This is a genomic window from Mesorhizobium sp. M0159 (genome assembly GCF_040322295.1).
GTDB lineage: Bacteria > Pseudomonadota > Alphaproteobacteria > Rhizobiales > Rhizobiaceae > Mesorhizobium.
Window position 1 is genome coordinate 21,495 of record NZ_JAMYTF010000034.1, and the last position, 14,752, is coordinate 36,246.

The following is a 14,752-nucleotide window of genomic DNA, read 5'->3' on the forward strand; positions in this document are numbered from 1 at the left end:
CGGCAATATAGCTTCCGTTGCGCGATTCGTGTACAAAGGAATCAATGGCTTACCAACTAGCCGATCTGCCTCTAAAGACCCTGATCGGCCCGCTCGCCCGCGCCGATGTCGGTTTTACTTCCCGATTTCAATTGAAGCGCTAAGGTGAAAATCCCACCCTGCCGGGCCGCTATTCGACGGCCGAAAACGGGGGGAGGGGCTTTGCTACAGTCCCGACGCCTTGGTGAGATTGACGCGAAAGCGATCGCGCCGGCGCTGATACTTGCGGGTCATCTCCGCGCTGGTGTGACCAAGCTGCTTCTGGACGTAGCGCTCGTCGACCTCGGCAGAGGACGCCAGGCCGGCGCGCAGCGAATGGCCGGCAAACATCATTCCGCGTTCGCCTTCGGGCAGATCGCCGCGCACGCCCGCTGCCAGCGCGGTCCGCTTGACGAGGCGGGCGACCTCCTGGTCGTTGAGCCGATCGGCGCCGACGGCCTTGCCCTGGCCGGTGACACGCCGGAACAGGGGACCGTGCGCGATGCGCGCCAGCTTGAGCCAGGTCTGCAGCGCCACCACAGGGCAGGTTGTGTCGGACGAGCCTCGCCCGATTTCGACCTCGCGCCAGCCGGTCTTGCCGCGCAGGCGCAACAGCATGCCCTTGTCGAGGATTTCGATCCAGCCGGAAGAATCCTCGGTCTGGTCGCGGCCGCAATCCAGGCCGACAATCTCGGAACGGCGCAGGCCGCCGGCAAAGCCGAGCAGCAGCATGGCCCGGCCGCGCAGGCCGCGCAGGGTGCCTCGCTCGAGCGTTTCCAGCATGGCGATCAGATCCTCGGGCATCACCGCCTCCTTCTGCCGGGGCGGGGCGGCGTGCTTGTTGCGGATGCCGGCCATGACCGTGGCGATATGGCGATCCTTCCTGTCCAGCGGCTGGCCACGCTGCGCATAGTTCCACGTCAGCGAGGAGAGCCTGCGTTCGATCGTCGAGACGGAATTGGGTTTCTTGTCGCCGGTCGCCTTTCCGGAAGCGCATGCGGTGATGTAGAGCCCGACAACCTGGGGATCGGGCGGAAACATCTCGACGCCTTGGCGCCGGCACCAGCTCGCAAACTGCTTCCAGTCCGAGGCGTAGGCGCGGCGGGTATTGGCCGAGCTCGCCGCTTCGACATAATCGCGGGCGCGATCAGCCAGCGCGTCGAGATGCGCCGGCAGGCGGGAATTGGCGACGGCCGGAAGAGGGGAGGGGGCTTCGGCCAGCGTCTCTTCAGGCGTTGCGCCCATCTCCATGACGACGTCGATGATGTCCGGCAGGTCGCCATCGGTCTCGGCCGACACCTGCGCGGTCGAAACATGATCCGCCGACCCTGCACTGTGGGATGGTCCGGAAGGTCGCTCGGCGTGATTTTTGGGCTTCTGCTCGATGAAAACGGTCATTCCTTATATAAAGGCGAAAACGACGGATAATGCAATTTATCGTTCGTTTTTCTCGTGCGACAGGTACAGCGCTTTCTGCCTATTTCCGTTGCCAAAAGCGCCGCCATGATTCATCGTGCTTGCGATGATTCTGCGTCCCAAACCCTCTCCGCACCACTACACCGCGCTCGCCGGTGCCCCTTCGACCGCGCCAATGGCAACGGTGCCGGTCTGGTTGCGCCGCGCTGTCCCGGATGCGCAAAGCCTTGCGGGAAAAGATGTCGAGGACATCGCGCTCGTCGCAGGCGCCGCCATCAGCATGCTCGATGCGGTCGTCCGCCGGCAAGAGCGGTGGGCCGGCGCCTGGCGGCAGCGCCTGGCCCTCGTCGCCGCAGCGGTGACGGCAAGGCAGGCCGGCCGCGTCGAGGATGAAAGCGCACTGCGCGATGCTGTGCTGCTCACACGCCCGGGCGATTTTTTGTCTGTCGGCCCGGCCGGATCGATGCTGCTTGCCTGGCGCCGGCTGGCCGGCACGCCTGCCGAGAAACTGCTGACAGAGGCGAGCACTGGCGCGGTGCTTGATGACCTCGGTATCCGCCGCGACCAGGACGCAGTCGGCGAACTAGCCGATGATCTCCGACAGCTTGTGGCCAACACCGGAACGGTCGAAACGCTGGTCGGGGCCTTCGCGGCCGCGGAGCGTTACGGCTTCGGGCGCGTCCTCGGAGCCTGGCTTGCCGATGCCTTGCTCGCGCAGCGGCTGGGCTGGACGCATGCAATCCCTTTGCTGGGCGGCGAGGCGGCCTTAGCTGTGGGTATGGGTCGGGCGCGTCGACCAGTGGGTGGAGCTCTGGCCGCAGGTGCCGAAACGGACTCCGATTGGGCCAAAAGCCTGCTGGCCGCGCAGGCGCGCGCTACACTGCGCGCCATTGATCTCTCCGTCGAGCTCGAGCGCCGCGCGGACCGGCTGCTTGCAGTTGCGCCGAAACTGCGGGCCAAGGCGGCGGGCATCGTCGTCGAAAGACTCCTGTCCGATGACGCGATCGTCGCATCCGCAAATATCGCAGGCATGAGTGACCGTGGGCTGCGCCGGTTGTTCGACCGGCTGGTCGAACTCGGCGCCGTGCGCGAATTGTCCGGCCGTGCCACGTTCCGCCTTTACGGGCTCTGAAGATGATAGCGGAGAGCGTACGTAGGAGAAGGGGAGGAGCAAAAGGAAGCGACGGCCAGCCAAATGACCATTTGTTTGATCGGGAACTCGATCATCTGCCGCCGGAAGCGCGTTGGCGTGAATGGATGCACCGGGTCGAGGCGACGATCTTCGCCTCCAGCGAGCCGGTCGGGCGCGAGACGCTGGCGCGGATCGTCGGGAAAAGCTGCAGCGTCGACCTTTTGATCGATGACATTCGCGAGGAGCTGCGCGGCCGGCCTTACGACCTGGTCGCCGTCGCCGGCGGCTGGAAACATTTGACCCGGCCGGCCTATGCCGACGCCATCCGAGCGGCCGTAGGCGGAAGTGAGCGCGCGGCAGACCTCACGCAGCCCGAAGTGTTGGTGCTGATGTGCATCGCCTACTTCCAACCGATCACGCGTGGAGAATTGTCGTCGTTTTTCGGCAAGGAGATCAGTCGCGATTTTATTGGTCATCTGCGCGGCGCCGGCTTCATCGCTTCCGGGCCGCGTAGCCCGACGCCGGGCGCGCCATACACCTACGTGACGACAAAAGAGTTCCTGCTGGAGTTCGGGCTCGATACGCTGCGCGACTTGCCGGATTTCGAGGCGCTCGAGGATGCCGGTTTGCTGTCGAAGGAGAAACTGCTGGCTGGAGATATTCCGACCGGGCTGAGCAGCGGGGAGGGCGAAGAGGAAGATGCAGGCGTTAATAGCGAGGGTATCGAGTTTGGTAGCTGAGGGGAGGGATGTTTGATAGGGCCTGGGCAACCGCCACTTGAGTTCATGCTCCGAATCTGGTGCTGCGATCAGCGAGAGCATTGAAGAAGATGCAAGCTATGACATCTTGGCAGACCGGGATTAACCGGCTTCAAGAACCCCGCATTGGGGACGATTCAGGAATGCTCTGACGTCTCCGTCCCCCCGAACAATTGCCGGCGGAGGCAGGCATGACCGCTTTGTGCCGCAAGGCGGTCGTTGAACGTCTCGGATGGTACTCCTGTTGAGTTGCCATCCATCATCTCGCGAGGGATCGCCCGAGCAATTCCTTGCGCGACTTTGCGGTCGAATCTTTTCCTGGCGGACAGAGTTAATTGCGGCGATACTCTCCAAAACTCCAGCAACATTAACTTTTCACCATTCCGCACCGCTTTCCCCGGATTTACAGGACGCGCGATTGGACTCTGCATTTCCCGCCACTCTATGTGGTTGCGTTGGGGTCGTTTGTAGTTAAATGATATTGAACGGGGGGGATTCGCTTGCGAGTTATACATTTACCTTGCGGCCCGTTTGCAAATGCAAGCGAACTCACGGCCTATAACGCCGTCAACCTAGAGCTTCGTCGTGCCGATGGGCAGGACACTGTCTTTGTCTTGACGAATCTCACGCATCCAAATCCGCGTGGCCAAGCAGACGAAATCGATATTGTGATCATTGGCCCGGGCGGTGTCGTGGTCGTCGAGGTCAAGCACTGGGACGCTACTGCCCTGCGACAGGGAGACATTTCGGATCCCGCGGCCGAACTAGTCGTGGCGAAGTCTAAGCGGATCGCCGGAAGGCTTCGTTCCGTCGACCCGCGTCTTGGGTTTGTCCCTCCGGCATTCCTCTTCACACGCGAACCCGGATCGCTTAAGCGCAATGGCCAGTCGCCGAGGCATCCATTCGGCGTTCTCGCTTATGGGTTGAAGGATGTTCCGGACCTTGTCGCCGGCCCGAAGTCGCCGGGGTCGGTCGATGGCAACAAGCTCGCGAATGCTTTGGCGGTTCGGTATAATCTCGCCGATGCCGCTCGGCTCAAGCGATTGGGTCGCTTCGATGAGCTCCGGCTCCTGACCGACGAACAGGATCGCTTTCAGCGCATTTTCACTGCGCGCGATCCGTGGTCCGGCGATCGTGTCCTTCTTCACACCTACGATTTGTCGGCCGCGCCGCCAGGCGAGGCTCCAGCACTGACCGCGCGCCGCGCCCGCCGCGAGTTCGATGTCATCCAGCGGTTTCAGAAATCGCCGCACCTTCCGAGCCTCGTTGATACCTGGCAGGCGCTACCAAACTACGCCGGCGAGATGTTCTTCTTCAGCGTCAGCGACAGCGCTGCGGTCCCGACATCGGTGTTGAAGGAAAACCGGGATTGGACCTTGCCCCAACGCCGGGACTTCGCCGAACGTTCGCTGATCGCCCTCGCGGAGTTTACGGAGTCAAGCGAGGGACCGCTCCTCCATCGGGCGCTCGAAGCAGAAAGCTTGCGTGTTCGGGCCGATAACAGCCCGTTGTTTGCGGGTTGGCGGTGGGCGCGGCTCACGTCTGCCCAGACGTTGAGCGAAGGCCAAATCGGCGACAATCTCGGTGCGTTCGCAGCGCCCGAAGTTCGATCAAATGGATTAGCTGCGGCGACGCCGTCATCCGACCTTTTCAGCCTGTGCGGCGTGTTGGTCGAGCTCTTCTCGGCGGATGAGGCGCCGGATATTCGCGAGATCCTTCTCCTGGGGTGCGATCCCGATCCGTCACGCCGCCCTCGCGCAAGAGACATTCTGGATCTCCTTCAGGAGCGAGATGCTGAACCCGTCGAACTGCCGCCCGTGAAGCCGGAAGCTATTTCGCCTGCAAGGTGGGACGAAGGGCATCGCTTCAAGTGGAAGGATTCGCACTACCGAGTGGTTTCCGTGCTCGGCCAGGGCGGTGTCGGCCGGACCTTCAAGCTTGAGCAGCTTGACGTTGAAGATGGGGAGCCGATCGGAACGTTCGTTGGCAAGGCGGTCTTCAATCCTGACCTTGGCCCCGCGTCGCTGGCGGCCTATCAAAGATTGCGCCCCTTGTCGTTGCGCAGAGGGCTCTCGAACATCCTTGAATGTTCGAGCAGTTGGAACGTGAACGAACTGATGAGCTTGCTCCGTTGGACGCAGGGGGCTCCACTCAGCACCTGGTCCGGCGACCTAGACTTCATCGCGCAGGTGGACGGAGCGGAATCCACTGAAGAGCTCGTCATCAGTTGGTTCGAGACGCTGTGCGAAGCGCTTGACGCTTTTCACGCCCAGGGTTGGGTGCACGGCGACGTTAGCTTATCCAACATTCTCGTTGATGAGGCGCAGGTCGTCCTCATCGACTATGATCTCGCGGGACCGATTGACAGTCAGCCGCGCAGCCAGGGTACCGTGCTCTACGCCTCGCCGGAGCGGCGCGACGGTGGGAGAAACCTGGCCCGAGACGACGTTTATAGCCTTGCAGCAACGCTGTTTCATGCGATCACCAATCGTCCGCCGGCACCAGCAAAAGCTGGGCTGGGTCTCGATTGGACGAACGAGCAGCGAGCTGCCTTTCCAGCGCTAGTTCCCCTTCTTGATCGGGCTACTGGCCCTGCGAATAGGCGGTTCGTGAACGCGGGCGCCGCGCTGCAGGAATTGCGCGCAAGCCGCTCCATCGGCCAGCATTCCGTACCCACAGCCGGTGCGGTTTCGGCTGCCCCCGAGCCGCTTGGTCCGAACGAGGTTCCGCGGGTGAAGGACATCCTCAGCACCTATCCGGGCTCTCGCTTCGGCAATACTGAGACCCGCGGCCTCGACTCCGAATTTGCGTTCGACACCTATGTGCCGACCGCGCTCGATACAGTGTTGCCGGCGGCTATCGCGGCCGGAGACGTGTCGCTCATAATTCTCTGCGGCAACGCTGGCGATGGGAAGACCGCCTTCCTGCAGCGACTTGTCCAAACTCTCGGTGGCGAACCGCCGCAGTCGAGCGAACGCGTATGGACGGGAGACCTCGCGGGTCGGACAGCGAAGATCAATCTTGACGGGGCTGCAAGCTGGAAGGGCCGATCGGCTGACAGCCTGCTTGACGAACTCTTCGGTCCTTTTCTCAACGGACCAACAAATGACCGCCGAGTCCATCTGGTCGCGGTCAATGATGGTCGGCTCATGGAGTGGATTGAGCACGTTGAATTGGAGCAGGGCGAAACGGCCCTGACCTCCGACCTGGCGGCGGCGCTCAGTCATCAGAGCGAGCAAACTTCTCCTCATATCCGACTCGTCGAGCTCAATAATCGCTCGCTCGTCGGCGGGCTGGACGTAGCCCGCGGTATTATAACGACCGAGTTTGTTGACGAGTTGGTCCGCCGTCTCGTCGGCGGAGACGCTGCCGCGACCATCTGGGCCCCTTGCCGAACCTGCACTGCTCAGGCGCGCTGTACGATGAAGAGCTCTGCCGACATGATGGGCGCAAGTAGCGATCCGAGCATCCTCGCTGAAGGCAACCGCTTGCGGGCGCGGCTGACCGACGCTTTGCAGACAGTCCACCAGCGCAACGAAATCCATATCACCGCGCGCGAACTCAAGGCCGCGATCAGCTACATTCTGTTCGGACTAAATGCCTGCGAAGACTTGCACAATAATCCTGACCTGGAGCCCCACGATCCCGCAGACCATGCGTTTAATCCCGAGTCGCCGGCCCGTCAGGGCGATTTGTTGAGAGAACTAGCGCGGCTCGATCCTGCGCTAGAGGGACACGCGCGGGTCGATCGCTATCTCGTCGGCCGCGGCGGTCCAGACCCCGCCCATGGTGCACGGCGGTTTCGAAATCTATTTGGCCGTCCCCTCCCGTTGCGGGGCGCGCGACGCCGAGCTTACTTCGGCTGGTCGGCGGGTCAAGTGCAGGCAGTCGGCGGCGATGAGGCTGCCCTGACACTGCGCGACGGCCGCCGCGCGGACGAGTTCCGGCATTTCCCGCTGCTTTCGGGCGAGGAGCAATCCTTGATCAAGCAGCGGTTGTGCAACGGTCTATCTAGGCTCGAGGCGCTACCGGATCTCGCTTACCGCGAACTAGACCGCGTCCCCATCAGGGTTGTGCCCCGCACGCCGACAGAAACCGCGTTCTGGATAAAGAAATCTCTCGAGCGCTTCTCGCTAGTCGCCGAGCATTTTCAGGCGACGGTCGGTATGGAGACGCTCCACCGCTATCTTACATTGCGCTATGCGCCCGATCACGTTGGGGCTGATGAACTGCGGATCCCACTCGAGCTCTACAGCCTCTTGATGGATCTCGCTGATGGTGTTCAAATTCTCGACGCCTTTTCTGATGACGTGTTTGCCAACCTAGGTGTTTTCACAAGCCGATTGGCTCAGGAGGACGAGCGAGCGCTCAACGCTTGGAACCCGGCGGACAACGAAAAAGTCCATCGCCTCGACATCGAGAGTCGCGACGGCCGCCAGACGATCCTCCTCAAAAACGAGAGCGCATAATGGCGAACGAAACCCGTCAGGTCGTTGAATCCGTTTTGGGTAGCCAGATGACCGCCCAGATTTGGACGAGCACCTATCCGCCAGTCTTTCCGTTCACGCCGCAAGACTTTTCGGTCGGGGCTATCCTGCCGATGATGCTGTATCTTTTCCGTTGGGGGAATCGCCGCGGCAAAGGGAAATTCGCTGAGGCTTACGGTGCGGGCGCTCCCCCGACTATCTCTACGACGGTTGCGAGGCTGGTCGAGGACCCAAGTATCGAAGGATTCGATTCCGCTACTGGTCGAGCAATCCTGGGTGACTTTCTGCTCACGTCGATCCTAGAAAATCGGCGGCATTCGGAGTCTCACGACGAGCAGGTTCAGCGCTGCTTTGCGAACCACTATTTTGCGTCATGGATCGACCTTCCGAGCAGCTCGGCGAATTTGCGCGGCGTTCCCGAAATGGTCACCGCACTGCTCAGCAACCAGCGGGACGGCGAAATAGTAGAGCCATTTGCGGAGCGCGGTCGATATCGGGTCGGAGCAAGAGTGCAGGACAACGATCTATTGGCGTCGCTCGCGCCGGGTACGGAGACGACGGGCCTCCTCAAGAGCGACCTTAGATCAGATGAGCTTGACGAAGCGGTACCACTTCCACTCGACCAGCTGGTAACGATCCGATTGGCGCAGGGATGCGGCGAGGCCCCGGCCAAGGCGATCGGGCGGAACAATCCGGGGCCAATCCCTAATCAACGCCCGATCGCAGCGCGTGCGGCCGAGATTTTCCGAGATGATCTCTTGGTCTTTCTCGACTGCTATGCGCGTGGCGCTGCGATGCCGCGTGCGGCGCTTCTACAGATGTTCGAGTCGGCGATCGCGATCGGGTTGACTACAATCCTGACGGCTACCGTGGAGATCATGAACCGCTGGGGCACAACTGGTGTGCTGCCGGAAGTGGCCGCTGCGCCGAAGTTCCCGCTGTTCGTAGATTGCTCAAGCGGATCCGATCTAGCCCTTCGCGCCACATCCGAGGAATCCGGCTTCCTGATGCGACAGGCGCTTAACCGGCTGCCGGCGGTGCTGATGCACGCGCGGCTCCTCGACCACTTTGTGCGCAGCGAGTCGGAGATTGACCGCAAATCGTGGCCGCCCACATCGCCAGACGGTACGGACTGGCTCAATCTGCTCGGTTCGGTTCTGAATGGCAGTCATGAGGAGGCACGGGACGCCCGGCGCCATTTTACGCGAACTGCGCGAAAGCTGCGCGACGCGGCCGAGTCGGCTGAGGATCTCGAGTTGCGCGCCTTGCTCGGCGAAGAGTCGGGTGAAGGTGATCCTGGCCGCGCGCTTGCGGAAGCGTTGAGCACTGCCTTTACGGGCTCCTCGAGTAAGGGAACCGAAAGGCTTAACACCTTCCTGACTTCGGCATTGATGATCGACGAGGTGAATGGACTGGCCAAGCGTCGCAAGGTCACCCTTCATCAGACCCGGAAGAAAGGACAGGGCCGTCGTGGTGACGCTTTGTCCTTCGTTCTAACCAACCCCGTCATCGAATATCTTGTGCATCGGCACGTTCGTCGGACCGGCAAGGGCCGCAAGGAGCAACCGCTGTCCTACCCCGATTTCCTGCGTGTTCTGCGAGAGCAATATGGACTCTACATCGATCGGGCGCCACCGAACCTGGCGGTGCCAAGCGATCTCCTCCAGCGCAATCGGCGGATGCTTGAGCGGCGCTTGCGAGACCTGGGGTTGTTGATCGGCGTCAACGACGCCGAGCGTATGAAAAAGCTCAAGGCTCGCTATCGCGCCCACCACGACATCGAACAGATGGAAGAACCCGCGTGACAGGACCTCGCCATGCCGCACTTCTGGCTCAGGCCGTTGTTAATCGGCTCGGGGCGCCAAGTTCTGGCGCGGTGGCTTTTCTGCGATGTTTGCCGTCGGAGCAAATTGATGCCCTGGCCGACAGCGAGGCTTTCGTAGTGCCGGGCTGGACGGTTAATGCCGTGGTCGACACGGCTGGCAGCAGACGCATTTCCGCTGATCAAGCCGTTGAACAGCGCGAGGACAAGGCCGATGCCGCATTGTTGCTGGTGGATCCGCTCCGCGCTGGGGCTGGCCTCGACGGCATTTACAGCGCTGGCCGTGAAATCGGCGAGGCTGAGCTATTCGGCGAGGCGCTGAAGCTGGCGCGCAGACCGTTCTTCGGTCGCATGGGAGTGCTGGATGAGGCTGTCTGGCGCGCGGAACGCCTCGGCCGCCGCCGCCGGCTGACGCCTTGGTCGAAATTCGACTTCTACGTTGCTGCCGCGGATGATCCGGGCGGTGCCCTCGCTCGGCTTGGTCTCTGGCCGGTTGCAAGCGACGACGACCCTTCGACGAGCGAACTCGATATGTCGGCCGAGCTCGCAGATCGCCTGCTCTATGTGAGCGATACGCGCGCGATAGCCGAGCGCGTTCGCGCGCTGCAATTGGAAGATGCGGGCGTACGAGGCCCCGAGTTGGAGCGGGCGCTGCGTTTCGTGTCGGGCATGAGTCCGGAGGAGGCTGCACGGCGCATCGAAGAGCAACCCAACCTCTGGCTTGGCACTCTAAAGCCCGGGTTCGCGAGTGAGGAGTTGCGCCGAATCTTCCTGGCTCCCTGGCGTGATGCTAAGGGCGGAATCTTGAAATGGTCCGGTTTGGCCAAAGCAGCGGGTGAGGACACGACCCCTCGTTTAATTCTTGACCGGACGGCGAGCGCTAAGGATCGGGCGCAACTGACGGTTCGTTGGTCCAGTGACCCCGAAAGTCTGGAGGCCGGAAGTGTCGACTATCGAGTGTCAGTGATTGCTGGCGAAGACATGCTTGCTGAGCGTGTAGTGCGCCACCGCGACCATAAGACTCAACAGGTCGCGATCACGGTTGATGACTTCGAGGATCTTGAGGGAACTGAGAAGTTCGATGCAGTTGTAGAAGTCGCGGTGATCGGATTGGAGAACGTGGCGCCCCTGCAGAGCGAGCCGTTCACCCTCGAATTCGGTGCGACAATCAAGCCACTGACCAGCGCGTCTGGCCAGGAGGTCCGCACGCTCGTTGAAGGCGCGATAAGCGTAAGTGATCGCGCGGCATTTGAGCAACTGGTTGCCGGGCCCGGCGCCGCGGAGCGCCCTGTCGAGGATCGAAAGGGCTTCCTCACTTGGAAGGGAGAAACAGCAACCAAGGGCGCGCGTGTGCACCGACCGGCACTGTTACGGGCCATGGAGATGGATTGGATTGCGCGCAGTGGCACCATCGGTCATTGGGTCCAGACTGTACGCGCTGACGGCTCTCCGATCGGTAAACTGGAGTTCGTCGAACTCGAACCGGCTGATCGAAGCGCGACGACGGAGCGTGCACGGGATGCTAGCCGCAAACTCGCGGGAGAGCTTGGGAGTGCAGGGCTGCTTGGTCGTATTGTTACCGTCGGCTGGTCGGTTGCGGACAACTACGTCAACGCCTGGGAGAAGGCTCTGGATGGGGGAACGCCTCATCTGGCACGACACGGTACGATAGAGGTTCGAACGCAATCAGGACGGCTAATCGGCCTACTCGTTACGCCGCTCCACCCCGTCCGCTTTGCCTGGCATGCCCACTACGATCAAGTTGTGGCGCATGCTCGCTACGAACAGGGACTGTCGCCGAGCCATATCCAGAAGACGGTTGTGCCGATCGACTCGGCATTCTTTCCCTTTGCGTTGCCTGGGACAGGGCAGACGCGCGGTTTCGTGTTTGCCGACGTGATCGGATTCCACACTATTGCCATGACGGTGGACGGCGAGCGCGAACCCAAGGCGGCGACCGCCTTGCTCGCGGCTTGCCTCGGCGCCGGCACGGTGTCTGCGCCATCGATCGGTGAGGCGAGCGCTGCGGCAATCGCGCGCGAGCTAGGCCACTATCTCGATTGCTATGGTGGCGCGAGTGGTGAGCGTCCTGATCTCCTGGCGATTCAGGCGTGGCGGGCCGGCGACGGCATGACCGTCGCCAGGGCTCTGGGGCGAGCGCTCGCGGCGCGTGGATTGAACGAGGACGATGAGGCTGAATCACCATTGTGCTTCACCCTCGATCTGTTCCATGCCCCGGGCTCCTCCAGCGCCGGGCAGTTCCTATCGACAGTCGGCCAACGGCGGCGCGCAGGTGGTCAGGTTCTAGATCCGCGAGATAGGTGGCTGGCCGAGACTGCGACGCGACCGGGCGAGGTCTTGGTGCCGCGCCTGCGCTGGGCTAAGCGGGAGGAGCCGGCGATCGAAGACCCAGCCTGGGGCAATATGCGGGCGGCGCATGTTAGCCTGGCCTTCGATTTGTTCGAGACGAGACTGGATACGGTTGCCACCGCGACGATTTCAGATGCTCGACCGTTTCACGGCTGGGGGCTGCTGCGAACGTTGGAGCGACGCGCCGTGCCCGACGAAGAGTTGGCGTGGATGACGTTCGCCGCGCCCGAACTGAGCGGCGAGCCGAGCCCCGACAATCGGAATGCTGCCGACCGCCTGCGGCGCGTCGATCGCGCGACAGCACGCGCTACCGCGCGAGCGTTGGGCGGATCCAGCGATCATTGGCCCGTTCTCAAGACACGCTTGTCGGCGGAGGATCGCATGAGGGTCGAGCGGTTGCACGAACATAGCGACTGGGTGGTAACGCTCGATCGCAACGCCGCGCTCGACTATTTCGATTCTCCGCAAGCAAGTCCTGAAGCCTACGAACGTTTCGTTATTGATACTGTTCCTGAGCGGTCTGATCTGACAGCGATCCAACTCGTCACCTCGACCACAAATCTGGACGCCGTTCGCGACCTTGTGGATGAGGCGCTCGGTGATATGGGGTTGAGCAGCAGCGAGAGGAATAGCAGGTTCCTTGTCAGCCAGCTGAAGGCGCTGAGCGGCAGGCTCGCCATACGGCTAGCCGACGGCGGTACCAGGACCGGCGAACTGATCGCATTGGCGCTCATGTACGCGCATTGTGTAGCGAGCGGCGAACAGCGAGGGTCTTGGCTCAATGTCGAGCAGGGGGTCCTCATCCCGGTCGACGAGATCGCCGATCACGCACCGATCGTCCATATGGCGACGGAGGTCGGGGAGAGCGCCCGCCGCGCGGACTTCATCCATGTGAGCGCGCCGAGCCGGGGCCCACTGGAGTTCCGCTTCGTCGAAGTAAAGCATCGGCAGCATCTGCGTACAGCGCGTCAACCCGATATGCTCGCTCACATGGTCCTTCAGACCAGTGAACTGCGCGATCGCTGGATGGATTGGTTCTTCGGCGACTCGTTGGCGCCGCTCGATCGCGTCGTACGGCGCGCTCAGCTGGCCAAATTGATGCGCTTCTACGTTGACCGAGCGAGCCGGCACCGCCTGTCGCAAAAGGGCTATGTGCGGCTCAGAAATGAAATCGATCAGTTGGTACTAAAGGAGGACTATCTGCCCGGGACTGTCTCTGATCCAGACGTCGGCTATGTCTTCTGTCCTGAACATCGCACGGGTCAAGTTGAACGCATATATTCCGAGCGCAGCGAAACCGCACTGTGGCTGTTTGGACCGACGATGCTGCCGGACGAGACGGGACATTCCGCTGAGCGCATGATGCTACCGCCGGAGCCGAGTGTCGGCGATCCGGCGCCGACCGTACACGATGAGATATCCGTGGAATTTCCCTCGTCGCTGAATGCCTCAGCCGCTGACGTTGTGGAGACAGGCGTGTCGGAGGACTCGACCCTAGGAGGCGACACGCCCGATGACTTGCGGACACGCACTGGGGTTTCGGACTCCATTTCGCTTCCTGACGCGGAGACGCCCGCGGTCCCGAGTGTGGCAACAAGCGTTGGAAGCCGTTCCGACCTCAAAAGCGCCTCGCGGTCGGAGACTGAATCGTTCGATACGCCGACGTCGTCATCTTACGGAGATCCCGTCGAAATATTGCTTGGCGAGACGCTGACCCACGTTCCAGTAGATTGGTCAGTTTCGATCCGCACCAATCCTCATTTGATGATGGTGGGGTTGCCTGGCATGGGGAAAACGACGGCCCTTATCAACATCATTAAGCAATTGGAGTCAGCTGGCATCGCGCCCGTCATATTCTCTTACCATGACGATATCGACGAGAAGCTCATCCACACGCTCGGCCCTTTGCGCACGATCGACTTCGATGGTTTGGGCTTCAATCCGTTGCGCGTCGATGCGACCGGACCTACGGCCTATATCGACGTGGCTGGAACGCTACGCGATATCTTCGCGTCAATCTTTCCAGATCTTGGCGAAATCCAGCTCGAAGAACTGCGTGGCGCGATCAAGCAGAGCTATGACGATCTCGGCTGGAGCAATCGAGACGGCGATCGTCCTGGCCCGCCCCGGTTCAAGACATTCGTCGACATTTTGCAATCGCGGCCGAAGCCGAACCAAAATCTTCTTGCCCGGCTCCAAGAGCTGACCGACTACGGCTTTTTTGATGGGGACGACGGTGCGGCCGGCATCCTCTTGGATCACAGACCGACGCTGGTTAGAGTGCATTTGAGCACAAACGACATCGTTCAGCGTGCCTTCTCAGCTTTCGTGCTCTACAGCATTTACAAAGATATGTTCCGCCGCGGCGTACAGGATAGCCTCACCCACGCGATCATTTTCGACGAAGCGCATCGTGCTGCGAAGCTTAAACTTATTCCGCGTTTTGCAAAAGAATGCCGAAAATATGGCCTAGCGCTCGCACTTGCATCTCAGGGCGTCCGAGATTTTGACGGTGCGATTTTTGAAGCCGTCGCGAGTTATCTCGTGCTCCGGGTCACCGAAGCGGATGCACGGACCCTCGCGCGCAATACGGGCGCCACGGCCGAGCAGCAGCGCACAACGGACCGGCTGAAGGCGCTTGAGCCCTATCACGCGATGTTCTTCACCCCGTCAAGCGCTAAGCCAAAGATCTTAAGATTGACCGCGTCCTGACGCGTATGATTTTTCAGTAACGGCACTTGGTGCCATT

At 61.5% G+C, this 14,752-nt stretch carries 6 protein-coding genes; 5 read left to right on the plus strand and 1 reads right to left on the minus strand.

What is annotated here, in order from left to right; translation table 11 throughout:
* Positions 1-204: 204 nt before the first annotated feature.
* A complete protein-coding gene (locus NKJ32_RS25895; protein WP_352829238.1) occupies positions 205-1,416 on the minus strand; it encodes a site-specific integrase in 1,212 nt (403 codons plus the stop codon).
* Between the two features lie 124 nt (positions 1,417-1,540).
* Between NKJ32_RS25895 and NKJ32_RS25900 the strand changes: the two genes are divergently transcribed.
* The 5 genes from NKJ32_RS25900 (at position 1,541) to NKJ32_RS25920 (ending at position 14,715) form a co-directional block, all read left to right on the plus strand.
* Positions 1,541-2,566, plus strand: coding sequence for a DUF1403 family protein (locus tag NKJ32_RS25900; RefSeq protein WP_352829250.1), 1,026 nt, complete (start codon positions 1,541-1,543; stop codon positions 2,564-2,566).
* A gap of 5 nt (positions 2,567-2,571) precedes the next feature.
* Complete coding sequence (gene scpB, locus NKJ32_RS25905) at positions 2,572-3,306, plus strand: SMC-Scp complex subunit ScpB (RefSeq protein WP_352509230.1); 735 nt, start codon at positions 2,572-2,574, stop codon at positions 3,304-3,306.
* Between the two features lie 518 nt (positions 3,307-3,824).
* A complete protein-coding gene (locus NKJ32_RS25910) occupies positions 3,825-7,793 on the plus strand; it encodes a protein kinase domain-containing protein (RefSeq protein ID WP_352829240.1) in 3,969 nt (1,322 codons plus the stop codon).
* Positions 7,793-9,616, plus strand: a complete 1,824-nt coding sequence (locus NKJ32_RS25915) for a methylation-associated defense system protein MAD7 family protein (RefSeq protein WP_352509217.1) — start codon at positions 7,793-7,795, stop codon at positions 9,614-9,616. Before NKJ32_RS25910 ends, NKJ32_RS25915 begins: the two co-directional genes overlap by 1 nt.
* On the plus strand, positions 9,613-14,715 hold the full coding sequence (locus NKJ32_RS25920; RefSeq protein ID WP_352829242.1) for an ATP-binding protein: 5,103 nt from the start codon (positions 9,613-9,615) through the stop codon (positions 14,713-14,715). The genes NKJ32_RS25915 and NKJ32_RS25920 overlap by 4 nt, the downstream gene beginning before the upstream one ends.
* The last annotated feature ends 37 nt before the right edge of the window (positions 14,716-14,752 follow it).

Bases quoted from the DNA above. Each gene is read 5' to 3' on its own strand.
- NKJ32_RS25895 (WP_352829238.1), bottom strand. From the start codon at position 1,416: ATGACCGTTTTCATCGAGCAGAAGCCCAAAAATCACGCCGAGCGACCT.
- NKJ32_RS25915 (WP_352509217.1), top strand. From the start codon at position 7,793: ATGGCGAACGAAACCCGTCAGGTCGTTGAATCCGTTTTGGGTAGCCAG.
- NKJ32_RS25900 (WP_352829250.1), top strand. From the start codon at position 1,541: ATGATTCTGCGTCCCAAACCCTCTCCGCACCACTACACCGCGCTCGCC.